Origin of the sequence: Lutibacter sp. (assembly GCF_041562875.1) — a bacterium.
GTDB lineage: Bacteria > Bacteroidota > Bacteroidia > Flavobacteriales > Flavobacteriaceae > Lutibacter.
Genome location: NZ_JBFFOE010000010.1, coordinates 20,556 through 46,042 on the forward strand (window position 1 = coordinate 20,556; position 25,487 = coordinate 46,042).

The following is a 25,487-nucleotide window of genomic DNA, read 5'->3' on the forward strand; positions in this document are numbered from 1 at the left end:
TTTGGAGAAGAAACAATTTATATTCAGAATATATATAGTACTTTTTTTATTGTTGTTTATTCAATCAGCAGTGAAAGCTCAATCAACTTCAGTCATAAAAACAGCAGATACTATAAAAGTAGCTAAAGTTAGTGATACCTTAAAATATCCTTTTAAAAGTGACCAATCTGGAAGTTTGTATTTAACAGATCCATCTGTATCTGAAATTATTTACGATGCTGAGTCAGGAAAATATATTATTCTTGAAAAAATGGGTGATTATTATGTAAAACGCCCAATTTACATGACTCAAGATGAGTATAAAGAGTACAAGCTTAAAAAAGATATGCTTGAGTATTACAAAGAAAAAATAAGTGCTACAAACAGTAAAAAAATTGGTAGTGACGATGCTCAAAAAAACTTATTACCCACCTATTATGTAAACTCAGGATTTTTTGAATCTCTTTTTGGAGGGAATACAATTGAAGTAAATGCACAAGGTTCAGTGTTGGTTAAATTAGGAATGTTGTATCAAAAAGTTGATAATCCTCAATTATCAGAACGTAATCGTAGTAGTTTTACCTTCGATTTTAATCAAGAAATAAGTGCAAGTATTTCTGCAAAAGTAGGAACTAGATTAAAAGTTGGAGCACAATATGATACACAATCAACTTTTAACTTTCAAAATCAAATAAAATTAGAATACACTCCAACGGAAGATGATATACTTCAAAAAGTAGAAGTTGGAAATGTGAGTATGCCCTTAAAAAATTCATTAATTGTTGGTGCTCAAAGTTTATTCGGAGTTAAAACGCAATTAAAATTTGGAAATACTTCAGTAACGGGTGTATTTGCAGAACAAAAATCTCAAACAAGATCTGTAGCAGCTCAAGGAGGTTCAACCATACAAGATTTTGAATTACAAGCATCTGATTATGATGCAAACCGTCACTTTTTTCTAGCGCAATATTTTAGAGATGCTTATAACAATGCATTAAAAGAATATCCATTAATTAACAGTTCTATCAATATTACAAAAGTAGAAGTTTGGGTAACCAATAGAAGTGCTTCAACAGTTGATATTAGAAATATTGTGGGTGTTGCAGATCTTGGAGAAGGCGATCCCTCAAATATAGGGCCTGCAAATGTAACTCCTGTTCCAGGTTCATTATTACCCTTTAATGAAGCAAATGATATTTCATCTATATTAACAACAACAAATCCTGTTCGTAAAATAGCTACAGTAAGCGATGGATTATCACCTTTTGCAATGCAGCAAGGTAGAGATTATTCGGTTTTAGAAAATGCTATAAAATTAAGACCTGATGAATATACAATTCACCCTCAATTAGGTGTTATTTCGTTAAATAGAAGATTGGCAGATTCAGATGTGCTTGCAGTATCTTTTGAATATACAATTAGTGGAGATCCTAGAGTTTATAAAGTTGGGGAATTCACAAGTGATGGTATTATAGCCCCAGAGAATATTGTAGTAAAATTATTACGTAGTGAAATTATTAGTACTCAAATACCAATGTGGGATTTGATGATGAAAAACATCTATTCGTTACAAACCTATAGAATGCAACCTGATGGTTTTAGATTAGAATTGTTGTATGCTGATGATGCAACTGGTGTACCTGTAAACGTACTGCAAAATGCGCAAACTTTAGGTATTGCGGATAAAACATTGTTAAATTTATTAGATATAGATAGGTTAGATCAAAGTCAATTTTTAACACCAGAAGGTGATGGTTATTTTGATTATGTTGAAGGTGCAACCGTAAATTCAGAAAAAGGCTATATTATTTTTCCAACGGTGCAACCATTTGGTGAAGATTTAGAATCTAAATTAACAGATCCAGCTGATGCAACGTATGTATTTAATGAATTGTATGAAATTACCCAATCTGAAGCTAAGAATAATTTTCAGCAAAAAGATAAATATTTAATAAAAGGATATCATAAATCAGAAAGTGCGAACGGAATTCCGTTAGGTGCATTTAATGTGCCACAAGGTTCAGTGAGAGTGACTACAGGAGGTAGAGAATTGGTTGAAGGAGTTGATTATGTTGTTGATTATCAAATGGGTAGAGTTCAAATTGTGAATCCAAGTTTGGAAGCTTCAAATGCGCCAATACAAGTTTCAGTTGAAAATAATGCTGCATTTAATCTTCAAACAAAACGATTTTTAGGAATTGATATTGAACATAAATTTTCTGATAATTTTATTGCAGGGGTAACCATTTTAAATTTAAATGAAAAACCAATCACTCAAAAAGCATTGTTTGGGCAAGAACCTATAAACAATACTATTTTCGGTTTAAATGCAAGTTATGGAACGGAAGTTCCAAAATTCACAAAATGGGTAAATAAACTACCAAATATTGATACAGATGTTGCTTCAAACTTTTCAATTAGAGGAGATTTAGCGTATTTAATACCTGGTTCACCTAAAAGAATTGAACAAAATGGGGAAGCCACTTCATACGTTGATGATTTTGAAGGCTCTCAAATTCCTTTAGAAATTAAATCAATTCAGCAATGGCATATGTCAAGTACACCACAATATCAAACAAATTTTGATTTTGGAGGCAATGCTACAGATTTATCATATGGTTATAAAAGAGCACGATTAGCATGGTATATTATTGATCCATTATTTTATGGTGGATCTTCATTAAAACCTAGTAATATTAATAACGAAGAGCTTTCACGTGCTGAGGTTAGAACGGTGCGATATGAAGAATTATTCCCTGAGCAAGATTTAGATTTAACACAATCTACCATAGTTAGAACCTTAGATTTAGCCTACTTTCCAAATGAAAGAGGAAGTTATAATTACGATACTAATAATGTAGGTGGCGATGGTAAATTCACAAATCCTGAAGATAGATGGGGAGGTATAACAAGAGCATTAACAACAACCAATTTTGAGCAATCTAACGTAGAATATATTCAGTTTTGGTTAATGGATCCTTACGATCATTATTCTATAACAAATGCAGAAGGATTACCAACAGGAGTTAACCCAAGCGATATAGCAAATCAAGTAGGAGATTTATATTTTAACCTTGGAAATATTTCTGAAGACGTTTTAAAAGACGGAAGAAAAATGTATGAAAATGGGTTGCCTATAAATGCATTAGATACAAATTTTGATGATGTTGATTGGGGAAGAGTTCCAACAAGACAATCTTTGTTATACGCATTTAGTGATAGTGATAGCGAACGTTTAGCACAAGATATTGGTTTAGATGGGATAAATGATGAAGAAGAAATTCAAAAGTTTGGTACTGGATTTGGATTAGACCCAGCAAATGACAACTATTCTTATTTTAGAAGCTCAGAATATGATACAAATGATGCTTCTGTTTTAACACGTTACAAAAAATATAATAATACTCAAGGAAATTCACCAACAAACAATTTATCAACAGAAAGCTATCCAACTTCTGCTACTACGTATCCCGATACCGAAGATATTGATAAAGATCAAACAATGAATTCAGTTGAAAGTTATTATCAATATAAAGTCTCATTAAATAAAAACGACTTAGTTGTAGGACAAAATAATATTGTTGATGAGAAGATTGTAAATGTTCAACTTGAAGATGGAAGTGAAAAACAATTTAGATGGTTACAATTTAGAATTCAAGTAGGTACACCAGATGAGGTAGTGAATAATATTTCAGGTTTTAATTCAATTCGTTTTATGCGAATATTTTTAACCAAATTTAAAATGCCTATCGTTTTACGTTTTGGAGAATTAGAATTAGTTCGTGGTGATTGGAGACGTTATACAAAAACATTAGATGAGGCTATAGTACCACCAATAGATTTAACAAACCCTCAATTACAAAATTTTGAAGTTGGAGTTGTTAATATTCAAGAAAATGAAGGTAGAAACCCAATACCTTATGTGTTACCTCCAGGAATTGAACGTGAAGTTTTAAGAGGAAGTACTACTTTACAACAACAAAATGAACAGTCACTTTCTGTAAAAGTTACAGATTTAGCTTCTGATGAAACTAGAGCCATATTTAAAAATGTAATTGTTGATTTAAGAATGTATAAACATTTAAAATTGTTTTTACATGCTGAAGGAGTTCAAACACAATCACAAGTTCAAGATGATGAATTAAAAGCCATTATAAGAATAGGTAGCGATTTAAATGATAACTATTACCAAATAGAAAAATTACTTAAAATTTCTGATTATGGTGTAACAACACCACTTGAAATTTGGCCTGAAGAAAACAATTTAGATGCCTTTTTAGAATATTTTGGGAAGCTTAAATTGTTGAGATTAGAAGCTGCTATTGCTCCAAATGTATTGTACCCAGCTGTAGGTATGCCATCACCAATTGAAGGATTGGAAGGATATGATATTAGAGTAAAAGGAAACCCAAACTTATCAAACATTAAAACTATTATGTTAGGTGTTAAAAACGTTTCAGATACCAACCAAAGTGCTGAGGTTTGGTTTAATGAAATGCGAGTTTCTGAGTTTGATAATGACGGTGGTTGGGCAAGTGTTGTAAGTGCTGATGCCAATTTTGCAGATTTTGCCGATGTTTCAGTAACAGGAAGAATGGAAACTAAAGGTTTTGGAGGTATTGAGCAACGTGTAAATGAACGTAGCCAAGAAGATACTAAACTATACGATATTGTAACCAACGTGAATATCGGTCAGTTATTACCAAAAAAATGGGGAATTAAATTACCATTAAATTATAGCATTTCAGAAGAATTTAAAGATCCAAAATACGATGCACAATACCAAGATGTATTATTTGAAGATGCTAAAAATATAAACCCTAACAGTAGTAATTCAAGAGATTACACAAAACGAAGAAGTATCAGTTTCATTAATGTTAGAAAAGATTACAATCCTCAATCAACAAAGAAACAGCGCTTTTATGATGTAGAAAACCTGTCGGTTTCCTATGCTTATAATGAAACGTATCATAAAGATTATAATGTTCAGAGATATGTAGATCAAAATGTAAGAGCATCAGCAAATTATAACTATAGTTTTGAACCCTTAAGTATTGAGCCATTTAAAAATTGGGAAAGTTTAAGTAGTAAATTTTTAAAACTGATAAAAGACTTTAATGTAAATTTAATGCCTTCAACAATTTCAGTAAATTCAAATATTATTAGAAGATATAATGAACAACAATCAAGAGATTTAATTGATATAGGTTTAACACCACTACCGGTTTTAAAACAACGTCATTATATGTTTGATTGGGATTATAGCATAGGTTATAATTTAACAAAATCGTTGCAATTTAATTTTAGGGCTGCCAATAATTACATATATGATGATTTTGAAGCTTCAGATGATATACAATTAATGGATAAGTTTTTTAGTCTTGGAAGACCAGATCATTATCATCAAACACTAAACGGAACCTATAAAATACCATTAAATAAAATTCCTTATTTAGATTTTGTAAATGCAGATTATGCCTATACAGCAGATTTTGATTGGCAAGCAGCATCACAATCATATGTTTCTAAAATTGGAAATGTAATTCAAAATGCGAATACAAACACTATAGGTGCCGATGTTGATTTTAATAAGTTTTATAAAACAATAGGATTAGAAAAACTGTTTAGTAAAAAAAGTAAGAGTGCCCCAAAAACAAATTCAGGGGTTCCAAGCACACCGCGAAGCACTGTAGCTAAAAAGCAAAAAACGATAGGAGGTGAAATAGGACAAGGATTTTACAGTGTTTTAACTTCAATAAAAAAAGCACGTGTTAATTATTCAGAGAATAATGGTACTTATTTACCAGGTTATTTACCAGAAATAGGGTTTTTAGGACGTGATAATTTTAGCGGAAGTCCAGCACCAACATTTGGTTTTGTTTTTGGTAGCCAAATAGATATTAGACAAAGAGCAGTTGAAAATGGTTGGTTGCTATCTAGAAGCGAAGATGATCCATATTATAATAAAACGTATAGTAAAACCCATTTTAATAAATTAGATGGTACAATTACGGTGGAACCTTTTAAAGATTTAGATATTGATTTAAGAGGAAGTAGAACGTATACTAAAAATGCTTCACAACAATTAGATGTTGTTGATAATGTTTTAACAAATTCTCCAATAACAGAATTTGGAAACTATAGTATAAGCTTTAATATGTTAAAAACTTCATTTAAAAATAGTGATGTAAATTTTGAAGAATTTAAAGCGAATAGAGCAATTATAGCACAACGTTTAGCCTCTGATTCAGGGCAACCAATAAGCGGTTTTGGAGATACAAGTCAGCAAGTTGCACTTCCTGCATTTATAGCTGCTTATTCAGGTCAAGATGCTTCTAAAGTAAGTTTGAAAACATTTAAAAGTGTTCCAATTCCAGGATGGAAATTGAATTATAAAGGTTTTATGAAACTGAAATGGTTTAAAAAACATTTTAGAAGTTTTTCTCTATCACATAGTTATAACTCTTTATACTCAATTACTAGTTTTAGTAATAACTTAGAGTATAATGTAGATGCTCCGTATGCTGAAACTGATATTGTAGGGAATTATTTCAACAAAACACTTTTTACAAATGTTAATTTAATTGAAGAATTTTCTCCACTTTTAAAAGTTGATGTAAAAATGAAAAATTCATTTTCTTTCAGCGGTAGAGTTAATAAAGATAGAGGGCTAACATTAAATTTTAATAACAATACTATTACGCAAATAAAAGGAACTGAATATGTTATTGGTTTAGGATACAGAATTAAAGATTTAGCAATGAAATTTAATTTTGGAGGAGAGAAAACTAGATTAAAAGGAGACTTAGATTTAAGAGCTGATTTATCTTTAAGAGATAATATTACAGTTATTAGAGCAATTGATCAGGATAATGATCAAGTAACGGGAGGACAACGTTTATTATCATTAAAGTTTTTTGCAGATTATGCTTTAAGTAAAAGTTTAACAGCATCTTTCTATTTCGACCAAAGCTCTTCACAATATGCAATATCAACAACTTTTCCAAGGCAGTCAGTGAGTTCAGGGTTAAGCATTAGATATATTTTAGGAAATTAAATAATAAGATAAATAACAAATAAAAATGAAAATACCAGCAGAATTAAAATACACAAAAGACCACGAATGGGTTAAAATAGAAGGAAATACAGCTATAATTGGCATCACGCAATTTGCACAGAGTGAATTAGGAGACATTGTTTACGTTGATGTAGATACACTTGATGAAACTGTTGAAAAAGAGGAAGTATTTGGGTCTGTAGAAGCAGTAAAAACTGTATCAGATCTATTAATGCCATTAACAGGAGAAGTAATAGCTTTTAATGAAATTTTAGAAGATGAACCAGAACAAGTAAACAAAGATCCTTATGGAAAAGGGTGGATGATTAAAATTTCAATCGCTGATCCATCTCAAATAGAGGAATTATTATCTGCAGACGATTATAAAGAACTTGTTGGGGCGTAAATTATATTTATTTATAGCAATTTTTTTAACAATAGCAATAACAATTGGAAGTTTAATTTCAATTCAAAACGTTATTGAATTGCCTCTTGTTCATAATTTTGATAAAATTTTACATACTTCGGCTTATTTTCTATTAACAATAAGTTGGCTTTTGGTATTTAAAAAAAGCTATAAGTTACAAAACAGATATGCTTTAGTTATACTAATTATATTTGTTTATGGCACAATTATTGAAGTTTTACAAGGAAGTTTAACTACCTATAGACAAGCAGACTTGTATGATATGTTTGCCAATTTAGGAGGTATATTAATTGCTTATGTGTTTTTTAACATAATTTTTAAAAGAAATTAGAACGAAATAAAAAAATATACTTGTATAACATATTAAAATTATTAAATTAGCAACCTATAAAATATTTAACAAATGCAAACCAAAAAGAATCCAAAAGCAAATCTAGAAAACTACAGCAAGTTATTTATGCAGTTAGGTTTAGTTTTAGCGCTATTAATAGTGTATTTAGCTATTGAAAAAAAGACGTATGACAGAGTTATTGGTGAGCTTGCTGCCTCAACTTTAAACGTTGAAGACGTTGAAGAACAATTAGAACTTGATATAATTAAGCCACCTGAACAAGCACCACCACCACCAGTAGCACCAGATGTAATTGAAGTGGTAAAGGATGAAGAAAAAGTTGAAGAAACTGTAATTGAATCTACTGAAACTGATGAGAATGATGTTGTAGAGGTAACACAAATTGTTGAAGTTGATGAAGAAGAAGATGTTGTTGAAGATGTACCTTTTGCTATTATTGAAGATGTTCCTGTGTATCCTGGATGTAAAGGTACTAAAGCTCAATTAAGAGAATGCTTACAAGAGGAAATCACAAAACATGTAAATAGAAAATTTAATTCAGAATTAGCATCTGACTTAGGATTAGCACCTGGAGTTAAGAAAATTTTTGTGATGTTTAAAATTGATAAATCGGGTAATATTACTGATGTAATGGCTCGTGCTCCTCACAAAAGATTACAAGAAGAAGCAATTAGAGTTGTTAATTTGTTACCTAAAATGACACCTGGAAAACAACGTGGACGACCAGTTGGTGTAAAATACAGTTTACCAATTGCATTTAAAGTAGAGTAAAAAAGTTTACTATATAATAATTAAAAACTCAACCATTTGGTTGAGTTTTTTTTAACCTTAAATCATTGCTTTCTATTTAAATATTTTGTAAATTTAGTATGATAATAATCTTGCAGGATTTTGCTTTATTATTAGTTATTTCCAATTTCTTGCATTATAAATAATACTGTAAAACAGTTATTACAAATAGTTCTTGTTTAATTCTAAAACAAGTGAAATGCAAATTAAAAAATATCCAAACGCTACTCTTGAAAATTATAGTAAAATATTAATTCAATTAGGATTAGTACTAGCACTTTTTATTGTTTATCAATTCATGAATATGAAATCCTACCCTAGTTCTGTAAAGGAATTAGTAGGCAGTTTTGTTACTACGGAAAATCTGGAAGAAATAGTTGAGATTAAAATAGTTGAACCAGAAATTAATCCCATTACAAAAGTAGTTTTACCAGATAAAATTATTCAAGTAGAAGATCAAGTTGAAGTAATTGAAACTATTATAGAATCAACTGAAACAGATGAATCAGAAGCGGTGTTTATAAATCTTGATAAAGATGTAGTTTCTGTTGAAGAAGAGGAAGAGATGGTTGAAGATGTGCCTTTTTTGGTGATAGAAAATGTTCCAATTTTCCCAGGGTGTTCGGGTAATAATACTGAATTAAGAGCTTGTTTTTCCTCAGAAATGTCAAAATTTGTTTCAAAAAGATTTAATGCAGAGTTAGCATCAGATTTAGGATTGCCACAAGGCAGTACTCAACGTATTTTTGTATTATTTAAAATTGATAAAAACGGAAATATTGCAGATATTCAAGCAAGAGCTCCACATAAAAAATTGCAAGAAGAAGCCATAAGAGTTATTAATTTACTTCCAAATATGACTCCTGGAAGGCAAAGAGGAAGACCAGTAGGTGTTAGGTATGGGCTTCCAATTGTTTTTAAAGTAGTGTGAATTAAAACAGATACTTTGAAAAATCCCGCTACAGTGGGATTTTTTTATGAAGTAATGTTTAATAATAAACTATTATGTTTTGTAAATTAGTATTTTCGTAAAATAAAATTCATAAAATGAAAGTAAATCAATATTTAGACTCAACGTATTTAAAAACAGCTATTCAAGCCAGTATTTCAGAAGAAGAAACAGAGACAAATGTTAAAGATCTTGTAAATGAAGCAATTGAAAATAGTTATAAATTGGCTATGATTCGTCCAGAATTTGTTGCAATGGCACGTGAAATGGTTAAAAATGCAAATTCTGAAACATTAATTGGTACCGTAATTGGTTTTCATGAAGGGACTTATAGTACAACTAAAAAATTAATTGAGGCTCAAAAAGCTATTGAAAATGATGTAGATGAGTTAGATTTTGTAGTAAATTATATTGCGTTTAAAGAGGATAAAATTAATTTGGTAAAAGCGGAGGTTTTTAAAGGGACCAAATTAGCGTTAGATAATAATAAAGTTGCAAAATGGATTATTGAAATAGCAGCATTAACAAATGATGAGATAATTTCTTTAACACAACTAATTCGTGATGTTGTTTTAGAAAATTTTGGTGAAGAAAATGCTGAGAAAGTTTTTGTAAAATCTTCAACAGGTTTTTTTAAAACTGAAGAAGGTAAACCAAACGGAGCTACTTTTGAAGCTATGCAGCTTATTGTTGAAAATGCAAAACCTTTACCAGCAAAAGCAGCAGGTGGAGTTAGAAATTATGATGATGCTGTTAAAATGGTAGAATTAGGTGTTACACGTATTGGTACATCATCAGCTAAAGCTATTTCTGAAGGTGGCAATGCAAATGAAGGATATTAAAATGGAAGATTATTTTGTACACGAAACAGCCGTAATTGATAAAGGTTGCGAAATTGGGAAAGGAACTAAAATTTGGCATTTTAGTCATGTGATGCCAAATTCAAAAATTGGTGAAAATTGTAACATTGGTCAAAATGTAGTAATTTCTCCCGATGTAGTTTTGGGCAAAAATGTAAAAGTGCAAAATAACGTATCCATATATTCAGGTGTAATTTGTGAAGATGATGTGTTTTTAGGACCATCAATGGTGTTTACAAATGTTATAAACCCTAGAAGCGCCATTGTTAGAAGAGGTGAATATTCAAAAACTTTAGTAAAAAAGGGTGCTAGTATTGGCGCAAATGCTACAATTGTTTGTGGAAATGATATTGGAGAGTACGCTTTTATCGGAGCCGGAGCAGTAGTAACAAAAGAAGTTTTACCATATGCATTGGTTGTTGGAAATCCTTCAAAACAAATTGGTTGGATTAGTGAATATGGACATCGTTTAGAATTTGATAAAAATGGGTTTGCAACCTGCTTAGAAAGCGGTGAAAAGTATCAATTAAAAAATAATAAAGTCGAAAAAATCGCATAAAAACAGGTATGAAAAAAATAGTTTCCAGTTTTATTTTCCTTTTTTTGTCAATTTCTGTTTTTTCGCAAATAGAAAAGTATCCTATTTTTAAAGAATGTGACTCTTTAAATGTTTCTGAAATACCTTTTTGTTTCAAGAATCAAGTTAAAAATTTGATATTAGCAGAAATAAAAGTTCCAGAAAACATTCAACAAGAAAATTTTATTGGAACTATTAATATTGTTTTTTTGGTAAATACTTCAGGTAATTTTAATGTTATTTATGTCAATTCTCCATATAAAGAATTAAAAGAAGAAATAGAACGAGTTTTTACTAAATTTCCAAAAATAACGCCCGCAAAATATAACAATCATCCAATTGAAATGCAATTTGTATTTCCTTTATCAATTCCTTTAGAAAATATTGTGAATGAAGAAATTGTAAAAAAGGAAGTTAAAGTTGAAACAATTCAACAGAGAGAAGAATTGTTAGATGTAGTCACTAAAAACACCTTATTCCCTGAACATAAAAGTGAATTAAATATCCCTTTTACGCATGCAGAATATAGTTCATATGATTATTATTTAAATCAGGTGAACAATTCACATACAGCAGTAAAACCATATGTATATTCTGAAGTAGAAAAATATATTGATTTAGATGCACAGAAAAATAAATTGATAAAACCCAAAACAACTTGGTTTGGCAAGAAATTATTGAATGAGCATATGGCTTTTGTAAAGGGCAACGATTTTTGGTTTACGGTAGATCCTGGGGTAGATTTACAATTAGGAAAAGATAGTGAGGGTATAAAAACGTTTAACAATACAAGATCTGTACATATTAATGGAGGATTAGGGAAAAATTTTAATTTTTCAACCAGTTTTTATGAAAGTCAAGGACGATTTGCTAATTATGTGAATCAATATGCTGAATCCATAAAACCTGATGGTGGAAATCCTGCAATTATTCCAGGTAGAGGAATTGCAAAAGAATTTAATTCAGACGCCTATGATTATCCAGTAGCAGAAGCTTATTTATCTTATACCCCAAATAAAACGTTTAATTTTCAGTTTGGAAATGGTAAAAATTTTATAGGAGATGGTTATCGGTCTTTATTCTTATCAGATGTTGCTTCACCATATCCTTTTTTCAAAATTAACACCAATTTCTGGAAAATTAGATACACCAATCTTTGGATGTGGATGCAAGATGTTAGACCAGAATTAACGGTTGATGGGGCATACAAACAAAAATTTATGGCTATTCATTATTTAAGTTGGAATGCAACTAAGAAACTAAATATAGGATTGTTTGAAACGGTAATTTGGGAAGATACAAATAATAGAGGTTTTGATGTGAATTATTTAAATCCGCTTATTTTTTATACTGCCGTAGAATTTTCTACAGGATCAAGAGCAGGTAACACGTTACTTGGACTTAGTTTAAAATATAAGTTAAAAGATTTTAGCCTTTATTCTCAATTGATATTAGATGAATTTAGAGCGGGTGAAATTACAAGTAGTAATGGTTGGTGGGCCAATAAATATGGAATTCAACTTGGGGTAAAGTATTACAACGCATTTCATATTGAAAATCTATATCTGCAAGCAGAGTATAATGCAGTGAGGCCTTACACATATTCTCATGACGAGTTAAATTTAAATTATGGACATAATAACCAGCCTTTAGCACATTTATGGGGTTCAAATTTTAAAGAAGTTATTGGTATTGCAAGGTTTACAAAAGACCGATGGTTTGCAAACGCAAAAATAATTTTAGGTAAAAAAGGGTTTGATTTTAATAATGGAACTGATACTTTTAGTTATGGAGGAAATGTTTTTGAAGACAATGACAATAGAGCATCAGATTACGGAAATGAAATTGGTCAGGGAAATACAGCTAATATATTTATTGGTAATTTACAAGTAGGTTATTTGGTAAATCCCGCAACTAATTTAAAATTATTTGGAGGGTTAACATTTAGAGATTTTAATCCTGATGCACCAACAGGTGTATTTGATAAATCGAATTCAACTTGGATTTCGTTTGGTTTAAAAACGGATTTATTTAATTGGAATTTCGATTTTTAATCAGAGTCATTAGTATCTAATTCATTTAGCTCATCAAGTTGCATAAGAATATCAAAAGTTTTTTTTGCTTCTTCTTCATCAATGGTAGAAATTGCTGCACCAACATGAACCAGCACATAATCTCCCACATTAGCTTCAGGAACTAAAGTTAAACTTACTTCTTTAATTATGCCATCAAACGATACTTTTCCAACTCTAAAAGTTTCATCTAATTGAGATGTGATTTCTATTAATTTTCCGGGAATTGATAAACACATAATGGTTGTTGGTTTTTAGTAATTGGTATCTGGTAGTTAGTACATTTCAAATATTTTTTTAGCAAACTTTAAGCTTTAGCCTTTAAACTTTCACTTTGATCTTTCAACCAGTTATACCAAGCTTCCATCCCTTCACCTGTTCTTGCTGAAACTTCAAAAAATTTCAAATTTGGATTTACCTTTAAAGCGTAATCTTTCAGTTTTTGAACATCAATATTTACATAAGGCAACAAATCTATTTTATTGATAATGCAAATATTAGAAGTATAGAACATATCAGGATATTTAATTGGCTTGTCTTCTCCTTCTGTGGTACTAATAATAACAACGCGTTTACTTTCTCCTAAATCAAACATTGAAGGACAAACTAAATTCCCAACATTTTCAATCATCAATATGGAATTATCTTTTATTTCCAATTTTTTAACGGCATTGTACACCATATCACTTTCTAAATGGCAACCTTTCCCTGTATTTATTTGAACAACCGGAATATTTAATGCGTCAATTCTATTGGCATCATTCATTGTTTGCTGATCGCCTTCAATTACATAAAAGGGTATTTTAGCTTTTAAATCGGCTAGAGTTCGCTCTAAAATAGACGTTTTCCCTGAACCAGGTGAACTAACTAAGTTTAGTGCAAATATTTTTTTTGCTTCAAAATAACCTCTGTTTCTTGCCGCTAAAACCTGATTATTTTGTAAAATATCTTGTTCAATTTTTAAAACTTTATGATTGTGGTCATGAGAATGATCGTGTGTATGTGAATGTCCATCATGATGGTGACCTTCGTGAGAATGCTCATGAGTATGTTCTTCATGAGAATGTTCATGCTTTTCTTCTCCAGGTTTTAAAATTGTAGGACCTTTACTTTCAGATCCACAGCCACAAGTTCCACACATATTTTTAGGTTTTAAATTACTTCTATTGCCTTAACTCTTAATTCTTTTCCTTTTAAAATGCCTTTAAAATTACTTCCACATTCAGGGCAACAATCATAAATATTATCCATCTCAAATTCAGTATCACAATCTATACATTTTCCTTTTCCTTCAATAATTAAGATTTCCTTTTCAGCATTTTCAAGCACTGTATCTTGTACGGCAGAACTCCAAACAAAATTCAATGAATCAATTTCCACACCTGCTAGAACACCAATTTCTAATTCAATTTTTGTTACCTTTTTAGCCTTCGCTTTTGCAGTCTCATCTTCTGCGATTTTCACAATTCCTAAGGCTATGGATAGTTCGTGCATGGGTATTAAAGGATTTACTCTCAAAGTTACAAAATATATAAAAAGAAAACATATTATAATGATCAGTAAAAATCACCTGTAACAAATTGTTACTACTAGGGATTGTTTTGTCTTATTTTAAAACGTTCTAAATTAGGGTGTTAGTGTAATTTACATTGAATATTTTACTAAATTAGATACATGCTTTTTTAAGTGAAAATATTTCAATGTAAGATTCTCTTTTATTTCTAAATTTTTTAATTATGTCTGCTAATAATGAAAAACGAAACACCTACTACGAAACCATCATAAAACAAGGTTATAGCCGTAGAGATTTTATGAAATTTTCTACCTACATGGCTGCTTTTATGGGACTTGAAAATTCAATGGTTGGTCAAATAGCTCAATCATTGGAAAACACACCTCGGTTGCCAGTTATTTGGGAGCATTATCAAGAATGCACGTGTTGTAGCGAATCTTTTATTAGATCAAATCATCCAATAGTAGCTGACATTATTTTAGACCGCATATCATTAGATTATTCTTTAACATTAATGGCTGCATCAGGCCATCAGGCAGAAGCTGCAAAAGCTGAAACCATGAAAAAATATTATGGTGAATACATTTTGTGTGTTGAAGGTTCTATACCACTTGGAGATGATGGTAATTACTGTTGTATTGCAGGAAAATCTGCCAAAGAGACATTTTTAGAAGCCGCAGCTGGGGCGAAAGCAATAATTGCTTGGGGAAGTTGTGCATCAAACGGATGTGTACAAGCTGCAAAACCAAATCCAACAGAAGCGACTCCAATTCATAAAATAGTAAAAAATAAACCTATAATTAGAGTTCCTGGTTGTCCTCCAATTGGAGAAGTTATGGCTGGTGTAATTATGCACGTTGTTGCATTTGGTCGTTTACCAGAATTAGATCGTTTAGGAAGGCCAAAAGCATTCTATGGAAAACGTGTACATGATACGTGTTACAGAAGACCTTATTATGATGCAGGTTTGTTTGCTGAAACATTTGATGATGACAATGCTAAAAAAGGATATTGTTTATATAAATTAGGTTGTAAAGGACCTATGACTTACAATGCTTGTGCAAGTATGAAATGGAATAATGGTGTAAGTTTCCCAATTCAATCTGGTCATGGATGTATTGGTTGTAGTGAAGAAGAATTTTGGGACAATGGACCTTTTTATGAAAGAACAACAAAAATACCTGGGTTTGCAGTTGAAAGCAATGCAGATACTGTGGGTAAAGTTGCTGCAGGTGTTTTAGCTGGTGGTATTGCTTTGCATGCTATTGGAGCAAATATTTCTAAAAGAAAACAACTCATGAAAAGAATAAAAAGCGACAAAAAAAATGAACAAGATATTGATTCTTAAAATGTATAACAATGGCAAATAGAATAGTAGTTGACCCAATTACACGAATTGAAGGTCATTTAAGAATAGAAGCAGAAATTAAAGATGGTGTTATCGTAGATGCCTTTAGTTCAAGTACCATGGTTAGAGGTATTGAAAGCATTGTTAAAGGACGAGACCCTAGAGACGTTTGGGCTTTCGTACAGCGTACTTGTGGTGTTTGTACAACGGTGCACGCACTAACATCAGTAAGAGCTGTTGAAGATGCTTTAGGAATTGCTATACCTCCAAATGCCGAAATGGTGCGTAATATTATGGAAGGTGCTTTATATATGCATGACCACGCAGTACATTTCTATCATTTACATGCACTGGATTGGGTTGATATTGTAAACGCTTTAAAAGCTGACCCAAAGAAAACTTCTGAAATAGCACAAAGTATTTCCAGTTGGCCAAAAAGCTCAACTGGCTATTTTTCAGATGTACAAAAGCGAGTTCAAAAATTTGTTGAAAGCGGACAATTAGGAATTTTCGCAAACGGTTATTGGGGACATTCTCAAATGAAATTACCTGCTGAAGTTAACTTGTTAGCCGTTGCGCATTATTTAGAAGCGTTAGAATGGCAAAAAGAGATAGTGAAAGTTCATACCATATTTGGAGGTAAAAATCCACATCCAAACTACTTAGTTGGAGGTATGGCTTGTGCCATAAATTCAGATGGTGCCGGTGGTTTAAATGTCGAACGTTTAATGCACGTTGAAAAATTATTAAAAGAAGGTAAAGAATTTATAGATAAAGTTTATATCCCAGATTTATTAGCAATTGCTTCATTCTATAAAGATTGGGGAGGAATTGGTAAAGGAATTGGAAACTACATGTCTTATGGAGATTTCCCTACTAATGGATATGCCGATTTATCGAGTTTTAAATTCCAACAAGGAATTATTTTGAATAATGATTTATCTAAAGTACATGATGTAGATCATAGAAGTACAGAAGAAATAGAAGAGTTTGTAAACAATTCTTGGTATGATAATTATGCGGAAGGTAAAGATAAAGGAAGACATCCTTGGGAAGGCGAAACAAATATTAAATATACTGGACCTAAACCACCTTACGAACATTTAAATGTTGAAGAAGCATATAGCTTTATTAAAACGCCGCGTTGGAAAGGAATGCCTATGGAAGTTGGTCCACTTGCTCGTTTATTAGTGGGGTATGGAAGAGGTAATGAAGAAATTCAAGGTGCTGTAAATGGCGCATTGTCTCATTTAAATGTTCCTGTAGCTGCTTTATTCTCAACATTAGGAAGAACGGCTGCTCGTGGAATTGAAACACAATTAGTGGCTAACTGGACATTAGAATTCTTTGATACTTTAATGACAAACATTAAAAATGGTGATGAACGTATGGCAAACACAGACAGTTGGGAACCATCATCTTGGCCAAAAGAAGCAAAAGGCGTTGGTTTTTGTGAAGCTCCAAGAGGCGCATTAGCACATTGGATAAAAATTAAAGATGAGAAAACAGAAAATTATCAATTAGTAGTTCCTTCTACTTGGAATGCTTCACCTCGTGATCCAAAGGGACAACGTTCTGCATATGAAGAAGCTTTAATTGGTACACCAGTTGCCGATCCTAATTTACCATTGGAAATAATACGAACAATTCATTCATTTGATCCTTGTTTAGCGTGTGCAGTTCATTTATATGATGAACATGGAAATCATATTTCACAAGTTCAAAACATAGCAAGTTGTGATAGTTAAAACTTAAGTTATGAGAGATCGAAATTTTAAACGAGTAATGGTTTGGGAACTTTCCGTTAGATTATTTCATTGGATAAATGTGCTCACAATTATAGTACTAACCTTAACTGGATTTATAATAGCCAATCCACCAGCATTACAATCAAGTGCAGAAGCAACTAATTTGCATTCTTTTGGAATTGTGCGTTTTATACATTTTGGAGCTGCCTATATTTTCTTTTTTAATATGATTTTAAGAATATATTGGTCTTTTGTTGGTAACCAATTTTCTAGTTGGAGAGCATTTTGGCCATTTAGCAGAAAAATGTGGAATAATTTTTGGCATGTAATGAAAATTGATATTATGCTGTTGAATGAAGATCATCCAGATGTAAAAAACATAAGTATTGGCCATAACAGTGTTGCATCATTTTCTTATGTAGTATTATTTTTAATGGCGTTAATTCAAGTTTTTACAGGTTTTGCGCTATATGCAGATACTTCAGGTTGGTGGTTGCCAAAATTATTTACTTGGGTTAGCCCATTTTTCGGTGGCGATTTTATAGTAAGAACCATACACCATATTACCATGTGGATATTTATTTTCTTTAGTTTGGTACATATTTATTTAGTTTTTTATCACGATTGGTTAGAAGGTAGAGGTGAAGTTTCATCAATGTTTGGTGGCTATAAATTTGTACGAACTGATCGTTTTTTAAAACACGAAAAACAATCTAAAAAAGATAAAGTAGAAAAATAATTAACATAAATATTTAAAATAAATTCATTCAATTGTTATAAATTAAACCTTTGAATGAATTTATTTTTTTTAATACCATATCTATGAGTGCATCAGAAAGACCTCCAGTAGCCATTAGCAGTGATTCATATTTTTTCGAAAAAGATAAATCCAATAATATTTTAGTGATGGGAGTTGGAAATTATTTAATGGGTGATGAAGGAATTGGTGTTCAGGTTATTCAAGAAATGGTAAAATATAAATTACCTGAATATGTTGATATTTTAGATGGTGGAACAGGTGGGTTTTTATTATTGAATTGTTTTGAAGCTTATAAAACCATTATTTTTATTGATGCCACAATGGATGGAAAACCAGCTGGAACAATTTCATTAATTCGTCCAAAATTTGCTTCCGATTTCCCTTCAGCATTAAGCGTACATGATGTTGGTTTAAAAGATATGATTGAAGCGGTATATTTAATGGAAAATGTGCCCGATATTCATTTATTCACAGTTTCTATTGAGGAAATAGTACCTATGACACTTGAATTAAACCCAAAAGTAAAGGAGTCAATTCCTTTACTTATTCAAGATATTTTAATGCATTCTGAAGAACTTCACTTAAAAAAAGTGTAAATTTATAGTGATTTTCAAATGTATAAATTGAATGTTTAAAACCTATAAAATTACAGTTTCTGGGCAAGTACAAGGTGTAGGTTTTCGACCATACGTTTATAGTTTAGCTTCAGAATTTTACTTAAATGGTACCGTTTCTAATAATGAAGAAGGTGTTGTAATTTATGTCACTGGTTTTGAAAAATCGATACATGATTTTTATTCGAAGTTATTACAATTTCCACCACCAATTTCTCGAATAAAAAATTATTCAATTACTTCAATTGAATATCAAAAATTTGAAGATTTCAAAATTATTCAATCTAAAAAGAGTGGAAACTTGAATTTACCATTAACGCCTGATTTTGCTATTTGTGAAGATTGTAAAAAGGATATTGAAAATTCAGAAAACCATAGATTTAATTATGCGTTTACAACTTGTGTTAATTGTGGTCCCCGTTGGGCAATAACTCAAACATTTCCGTTTGAAAGAATTAACACAAGCATTGATAATTTTCCAATGTGTGATGAATGTAAAAAAGAATATATTTCACCTATAGATAGAAGATTTCATTCACAAACAAACACCTGTTTAACTTGTGGAATTGAATTAAATTTAATTACTTCTGAAGGAAAAATTATTAAAACGTCAAAAGAAAATATATTTAAAACAGTTGCAAATTTACTTTTAGAAGGAAACATTATAGCCATTAAAAACACAAGTGGCTATTTGCTATGTTGTAATGCTGATGATGAAACAGTTATTTCCAAACTTCGAACATTAAAAAATAGACCAAATAAACCATTTGCCGTTTTGTTTCCTTCATTAAAACAGCTTAAAAAAGAATTTGATTTAAGTGAAAAGGAAACAAAATCACTCAGTTCAACTGAAAGACCAATCACAATTATTTCGTCCAAAAATTATATAGGAAAGCTTGCTAAAAATTCGGTTGCTCCAAGTTTAAATCAATTGGGTGTTATGTTGCCTTATACCGGAATTTTACAGCTATTGGCAAATCAATTAAATTTCCCAATAATTGCTACAAGTGGTAATATTCATGGCTCGCCAATTATCAGTAAAAACAAAGATGCTTTAGAGAAATTAAATAATATTGCTGATTATTTTTTGCAGCATAATTTACAAATCATGCATCCACAAGATGATTCAGTTGTTAAGTTTAGTAGCAGGTTTCAAAAAGAAGTATTATTTCGTCGTTCACGTGGTTACGCTCCAAATTATTTGAATATCAATATAAATTCTGATGAAAAAATAATAGCAATGGGAGCAGATTTAAAAAGTAGCATCGCCTTTTATCCAAACAATTATTTATACGTGAGTCAGTATTTAGGGAATCTTAAAAATTATGATGTTTACAATAGGTTTACTTTTGAAGTAAACTCATTCATAAAAATATTTGAACAACAGCCAGAAGTTTTTTTAATTGACAAACATCCATTATATCACAGTTCACAATATGGTAAAGAATTTGCTGAAAAAACGAATGTAAAATTAGTTAAAATTCAGCATCACAAAGCGCATTTTTCAGCTATTTTGGGTGAACATAATCTTTTTAATGAAAAAGTTTTAGGAGTTGTTTTTGACGGTACTGGTTTTGGTGATGATGAACAAATTTGGGGTGGAGAATTTTTCAATTATGAAGCTAATAAAATGGAGAGAATCAATCATTTTGAATATTTTGATTGGTTGTTGGGTGATAAAATGTCTAAAGAACCAAGACTTTCTTTACTCTCGTTAGCTTCAGAAGAAATGGAAACTATTTTAACTGAAAAATTCACTTCAAACGAAGTAAAAACCTATCAATATTTAAAGAATGAAAATAAATTAAAAACTTCTTCAGTAGGGAGGTTATTTGATGCTGTTGCTTCATTATTAAATATTACGGATTTTAATTCATATGAAGGCGAAGCCGCAATTTTACTGGAAAATATAATACTTGACTATGATTTAAAAGCTTGTAAAAGTTATTTAAAAACTATTAAAACTAGAATTTCTTCCAAAGAAATTATAAAAAATATAGCTGTAGATTTTAAAAACGGAGTGTTGAAAGAAACCATTGTTGTAAATTTCTTATTTACATTGGCCAATATAATTATTGAAGTGGCAAAAATTAATAATTACAAGCATATTGCAGTAAGCGGAGGTGTTTTTCAAAACACAACATTGGTTGATATGTTACTAGAATTAGCGCCAAGGGAAATGAAACTGTATTTTCATAAAGAATTATCTCCAAATGACGAAAATATTTCTTTTGGACAACTCATATACTATTTAAACATAAAAAATTAAAGTATGAAGTACCTAAGTGAATACCGAAATTTTGAGGCCACTAAAAAGGTTTTAGATCAAATTCATAAAATCACTACGCAAGTATGGAATATTATGGAAATTTGTGGAGGTCAAACTCATAGTTTGGTAAAAAATGGTATTTTAGAATTACTTCCTGAAAAAGTAAGAATGATTCATGGGCCTGGCTGTCCGGTTTGTGTAACGCCACTTAATTTAATTGATAAAGCCATAGAATTATTAGAACAAGGCGTAATTGTATGTTCATTTGGAGATATGATTAGGGTGCCAGGAAGTAAAAAAAGCTTGCTAGAAGCAAAAGCACTTGGAGGTGATTTAAGAATATTATACTCACCTATTGAAGCCGTTTCAATAGCCAAACAAAATCCAAAAAAAGAGGTCGTTTTTTTTGCTGTTGGTTTTGAAACTACAACTCCTGCCAACGCGTTATCTGTTTTGCATGCCGAAAAAGAAGGAGTTAATAATTATTCAATTTTAGCCTCACACGTGTTAGTTCCACCAGCAATGGAAGCTATTTTAGATGATGAATTGTGCAGTATTGATGCTTTTTTAGCGGCTGGTCATGTATGCGCCATTATGGGAATAAAAGAATATTATCCTTTAGTTGAGAAATATAAAATTCCAATAGTTGTCACAGGTTTTGAACCATTAGATTTGGTTCAGGGTATTTATATGGCTGTGAGACAGTTAGAAGAAGGACAATATAAATTAGAAAATCAATATTCACGTGTAGTAAAAGAACATGGAAATAAAGCAGCCATTGAGGTAATTCAAAAAGTATTTAAAGTTGGCAATAGAGAATGGCGTGGCATTGGTGAAATTCCAAATAGCGGTTATGTTATTAAAGATGCTTATAGAAAATATGATGCCGAAGCAAAATTCAATATCAGTTATATAAAAGTACTTGAAAATGCTAGTTGTATTGCAGGTGAAATTTTAAGAGGCATAAAAAAACCAAATCAGTGTGACCAGTTTGGTAAAACATGCAAACCAGCTAATCCGTTAGGGGCACCTATGGTTTCATCAGAAGGTGCATGCGCAGCATATTATCATTTTTCAACTAATTTAATAAACTAAAAAATGAATATAGAAGATATTGGATTTGAAACTATTAATTTAGGACATGGAAGTGGAGGTGAACTTACCCGAAATTTATTGGATAAAATTATTTTTAAAACTTTTAGCAATCCGTTTTTAGATCAAAAACACGATGGTTCAATTGTGAATTTTAATAGTAAGATTGCAATTTCAACCGATAGTTTTGTAATCACTCCTATTTTTTTTAAAGGTGGAAATATTGGTAGTTTAGCTGTTCATGGAACTGTAAATGATGTTGCTATGTGCGGTGCCATTCCAAAGTATTTATCATTGGCTTTTATTATTGAAGAAGGACTAAAAGTTTCAGAATTTATAAAAATTGTACAATCCATAAAAAAAGCAGCTGATGAAAGTGGTGTTTTGATAATTACTGGCGACACCAAAGTTGTTGAAAGAGGAAAAGGTGATAAAATTTTTATCAATACCACAGGTTTTGGAGAAGTGCATCCGAAGGCCAATATATCAGTTCATAACATAAAAGGAGGAGATAAAATTATAGTAAACGGATTTATTGCCCAACACGGAATGGCTATTATGAGTGAACGTGAAGGGTTGCAATTTGAATCTACTATTGAAAGTGATTCAACCAATTTAAATTTTTTAGTAAAGGATTTGTTAGACGAATTTGGAAATAAAATAAAATTATTTAGAGACCCAACTCGAGGTGGTTTAGGAACTGTTTTACATGAAATAGCCAATGATATTTCAAAAGGAGTATTTTTAAAAGAAGAATTTATTCCATTAGAAAAACAAGTTGCTGCTGCTTGTGAAATGTTAGGTTTAGATCCTATGTATGTTGCAAATGAAGGTGTTTTTTTAGTAGTAGTTGACCCAAGTATTGAAGCTCAAGTTTTAACCTTAATGAGAAATCATAAAAAAGGAAAAAATGCAGCTTTAATAGGTGAAATTACAAATGAACATCCCAATAAAGTGGTGATGCAAAGTTTAATTGGCGGAAAACGGATTGTAAGTCCGTTGGTTGGAGAGCAACTGCCAAGAATTTGTTAGTTGAAATTAGTTCGCTACAATCCAATAAATACCCAAAATAAAAGCAAACAATCCGCTTGCTAATCTAATCCCTTTAAAAAAGGTGTCATTATGATCTTGTTTTGAAAATGTTGGAATATTTCCTATTACAAAAGCAAAAGAAATCATTGCTATTAATGTACCTAGTCCAAAACCAACAATATATTTTGTTGAATCTATAATTGAAACAAATCCAATAACAGGCAGAAATAACAAAAAATGAGCTACACCAGCCAAACCATGAACAAACCCAACAGATAAAGAAGCGATGATACCTTGTTTTAATTTAGGGTGGTTATGCTCATGTTTTTTTTCTAAATTATGGACGTGTTCATGCTTATGAATTACTTGACTCTCTTTACTATGTACATGTATATGTTTATGATGTTTTTCTTCTTTAAAAATCCGAACAAAAATCCAGATTCCTAATAAAATCAGTATAACACCTACAAATTGTTCACTGTGTTTAGATATTTTTTCAATAGGAATTAAATCTTTGAAAAGTAAAAATAATACACCGATGGAAAGCATTCCTAATAAATGACCAATTCCCCAAAAGAGCCCAACTTTCCATGCTTTCTTTTTACTTTCAATAGCAAATGGTGTTACAGCAGCTAAATGATCTGGTCCAGAAATCACATGCAATACAGCAGCAATAATACCAGCAAATAAAGGAAAGGCTAACTCCATATAAATTGATGCTTTAAAAATTAAATTTACAATTTTTAGATGAATTAATGCATTTTAGCAATAGAAATTTTAGTGAATTAAAGAAGGTGGAACTTAACTAAAAAAAGAGTAAAACCAAAAAAAAACCGTTGATAATCAAACGATTATCAACGGCTTTAGTACAAGAGGCGGGAGTACCTTGATTGTTTTATCAGTTTTATTCAAATTTAACTCATTGATACTTATTCCATTATGTTTATGTTATAAATTTAAATCTACTTTTATTAATTTATTTAATTATTTCACCCCCTATTTAGTCCCCTGTTAAATATACTTTTGTATATTTGAGTCATTATGAAAGTTTCATTTAATTTAAGAAAGGACAAGATAGATAAACTAGGATTGATGCCAGTTAGGATGGTAGTTGTCCATAATGGTATACGAATTAGAAAAGTTGTTCCAAATGTAAAAGTTAAAGAAAAGGATTGGATAAAGAAAAATCAAAGAGTAAAAGCTCCTTTAAAATCAGAAGAATACAATTATCATATTGAGTTTAATAAGATTATTGAGGGTTTAGATTCAAGAGTTAAAGAGATTTTTAGATTTATTCTTTTAAATAATATTAATCCTACTGAAGATTATCTGCTAAAAAAAATTGAATCAAAGGAGGAAGTATATTTAACATTTGATTTTATGACTTGCTTTCAGGAATTTATTGATAAAAATAAAAGCATTAGAGCAGAGCGTACAATTAAATCATATGTTACAACCAAAAACTATATTCAAGGTTTTATGGATTACTTTGATACTTCTTTAAATTTTGAAGATATAGATTTTGATTTTTTTGAAAAATTCAGGATTTATTCTTTTGATGTCAAGAATACTAAAAACAATTACTTCTCTAATCTTATTGCAACCATAAAAACATTTATGAATTGGACTTATGAGAAAGAGTATCATGCGAACTTAAGTTTTCAGAAATTTAAAGCTAAAGAAGATGAAACAGAGGTTATATTTTTAACAATGGATGAATTGATGAGTCTCTATAAATTTGATTTTGAATCTGACAGATTAAGTCATGTGCGTGATGTTTATTGCTTTGGGTGTTTTAGCGGTCTGAGATTCAGCGACTTATCGCAATTAAGACCATCTAATATTTTTGAAGATCATTTAATGTTGAATATTGTAAAAACTAAAACAATTGGACATAAAGTACCACTGAACCAATATTCAAAATCTATTTTAGAAAAATATCAAGATACAATTTACGAACCTTTACCAGTTATTTCGAGTCAGAAGTTTAATGAATATATAAAAGAATGTTGTAAAGAAGTTGAAATAAATACTCCTACAACTATTACA

Annotated in this window: 20 protein-coding genes; 16 read left to right on the forward strand and 4 right to left on the reverse strand. The window is 30.7% G+C overall.

The window, feature by feature from the left end:
* Nucleotide 1: 1 nt before the first annotated feature.
* The 8 genes from sprA to ABY863_RS02845 all read left to right on the forward strand — a co-directional run bounded on the left by sprA (nt 2) and on the right by ABY863_RS02845 (nt 13,044).
* On the forward strand, nt 2-7,036 hold the full coding sequence (gene sprA / locus ABY863_RS02810) for a cell surface protein SprA (RefSeq protein WP_372792742.1): 7,035 nt from the start codon (nt 2-4) through the stop codon (nt 7,034-7,036).
* 25 nt (nt 7,037-7,061) lie between these two features.
* Nucleotides 7,062-7,442 carry a glycine cleavage system protein GcvH gene (gene gcvH, locus ABY863_RS02815; protein ID WP_372792743.1) on the forward strand — a complete coding sequence of 127 codons (381 nt, stop codon included), beginning with the start codon at nt 7,062-7,064 and terminating at the stop codon, nt 7,440-7,442.
* Nucleotides 7,432-7,794, forward strand: coding sequence for a VanZ family protein (locus ABY863_RS02820; RefSeq protein ID WP_372792744.1), 363 nt, complete (start codon nt 7,432-7,434; stop codon nt 7,792-7,794). The genes gcvH and ABY863_RS02820 overlap by 11 nt, the downstream gene beginning before the upstream one ends.
* Nucleotides 7,795-7,866: 72 nt before the next feature.
* Nucleotides 7,867-8,586, forward strand: a complete 720-nt coding sequence (locus ABY863_RS02825; protein ID WP_372792745.1) for an energy transducer TonB — start codon at nt 7,867-7,869, stop codon at nt 8,584-8,586.
* 217 nt (nt 8,587-8,803) lie between these two features.
* A complete protein-coding gene (locus tag ABY863_RS02830) occupies nt 8,804-9,535 on the forward strand; it encodes an energy transducer TonB (RefSeq protein WP_372792746.1) in 732 nt (243 codons plus the stop codon).
* Nucleotides 9,536-9,651: 116 nt separating this feature from the next.
* Entirely contained in the window at nt 9,652-10,395 is a 744-nt protein-coding gene (gene deoC, locus ABY863_RS02835) for a deoxyribose-phosphate aldolase (protein ID WP_372792747.1), read from the forward strand.
* A 1-nt stretch (nt 10,396) separates the two neighbouring features.
* Nucleotides 10,397-10,972, forward strand: a complete 576-nt coding sequence (locus tag ABY863_RS02840) for a DapH/DapD/GlmU-related protein (RefSeq protein WP_372792762.1) — start codon at nt 10,397-10,399, stop codon at nt 10,970-10,972.
* 8 nt (nt 10,973-10,980) lie between these two features.
* Complete coding sequence (locus ABY863_RS02845; RefSeq protein ID WP_372792748.1) at nt 10,981-13,044, forward strand: gliding motility protein RemB; 2,064 nt, start codon at nt 10,981-10,983, stop codon at nt 13,042-13,044.
* On the opposite strand, the gene ABY863_RS02850 is transcribed toward ABY863_RS02845, so the two are convergent.
* From ABY863_RS02850 to ABY863_RS02860, 3 genes are all read right to left on the reverse strand, one after another.
* Nucleotides 13,041-13,301: a HypC/HybG/HupF family hydrogenase formation chaperone gene (locus ABY863_RS02850; protein ID WP_372792749.1), complete on the reverse strand. Its 261-nt coding sequence runs from the start codon at nt 13,299-13,301 to the stop codon at nt 13,041-13,043. The genes ABY863_RS02845 and ABY863_RS02850 overlap by 4 nt on opposite strands.
* A gap of 68 nt (nt 13,302-13,369) precedes the next feature.
* The gene (gene hypB / locus ABY863_RS02855; RefSeq protein WP_372792750.1) at nt 13,370-14,203 is read right to left on the reverse strand and encodes a hydrogenase nickel incorporation protein HypB; all 834 of its coding nucleotides are present in this window, start codon (nt 14,201-14,203) and stop codon (nt 13,370-13,372) included.
* 11 nt (nt 14,204-14,214) lie between these two features.
* A complete protein-coding gene (locus ABY863_RS02860) occupies nt 14,215-14,556 on the reverse strand; it encodes a hydrogenase maturation nickel metallochaperone HypA (RefSeq protein WP_372792751.1) in 342 nt (113 codons plus the stop codon).
* Between the two features lie 242 nt (nt 14,557-14,798).
* Between ABY863_RS02860 and ABY863_RS02865 the strand changes: the two genes are divergently transcribed.
* From ABY863_RS02865 to hypE, 7 genes are all read left to right on the forward strand, one after another.
* Complete coding sequence (locus ABY863_RS02865; RefSeq protein WP_372792752.1) at nt 14,799-15,923, forward strand: hydrogenase small subunit; 1,125 nt, start codon at nt 14,799-14,801, stop codon at nt 15,921-15,923.
* An 11-nt stretch (nt 15,924-15,934) separates the two neighbouring features.
* Nucleotides 15,935-17,671, forward strand: a complete 1,737-nt coding sequence (locus tag ABY863_RS02870) for a nickel-dependent hydrogenase large subunit (RefSeq protein ID WP_372792753.1) — start codon at nt 15,935-15,937, stop codon at nt 17,669-17,671.
* A 10-nt stretch (nt 17,672-17,681) separates the two neighbouring features.
* Entirely contained in the window at nt 17,682-18,410 is a 729-nt protein-coding gene (cybH, locus tag ABY863_RS02875; protein ID WP_372792754.1) for a Ni/Fe-hydrogenase, b-type cytochrome subunit, read from the forward strand.
* Nucleotides 18,411-18,493: 83 nt separating this feature from the next.
* Entirely contained in the window at nt 18,494-19,027 is a 534-nt protein-coding gene (locus ABY863_RS02880) for a hydrogenase maturation protease (RefSeq protein WP_372792755.1), read from the forward strand.
* A 31-nt stretch (nt 19,028-19,058) separates the two neighbouring features.
* Nucleotides 19,059-21,314 (forward strand): carbamoyltransferase HypF, encoded by a 2,256-nt coding sequence (gene hypF / locus ABY863_RS02885; RefSeq protein ID WP_372792756.1) that lies wholly within the window; start codon nt 19,059-19,061, stop codon nt 21,312-21,314.
* Between the two features lie 3 nt (nt 21,315-21,317).
* Nucleotides 21,318-22,409: a hydrogenase formation protein HypD gene (gene hypD, locus ABY863_RS02890; RefSeq protein ID WP_372792757.1), complete on the forward strand. Its 1,092-nt coding sequence runs from the start codon at nt 21,318-21,320 to the stop codon at nt 22,407-22,409.
* Nucleotides 22,410-22,412: 3 nt separating this feature from the next.
* On the forward strand, nt 22,413-23,438 hold the full coding sequence (gene hypE / locus ABY863_RS02895; RefSeq protein WP_372792758.1) for a hydrogenase expression/formation protein HypE: 1,026 nt from the start codon (nt 22,413-22,415) through the stop codon (nt 23,436-23,438).
* A gap of 6 nt (nt 23,439-23,444) precedes the next feature.
* Here the strand turns inward: hypE and ABY863_RS02900 are convergent, their stop codons facing one another.
* Nucleotides 23,445-24,146 (reverse strand): sulfite exporter TauE/SafE family protein, encoded by a 702-nt coding sequence (locus ABY863_RS02900; RefSeq protein ID WP_372792759.1) that lies wholly within the window; start codon nt 24,144-24,146, stop codon nt 23,445-23,447.
* 333 nt (nt 24,147-24,479) lie between these two features.
* Between ABY863_RS02900 and ABY863_RS02905 the strand changes: the two genes are divergently transcribed.
* Nucleotides 24,480-25,487 (forward strand): phage integrase SAM-like domain-containing protein (locus ABY863_RS02905; protein ID WP_372792760.1); only part of this gene is annotated, 1,008 nt, incomplete at its 3' end.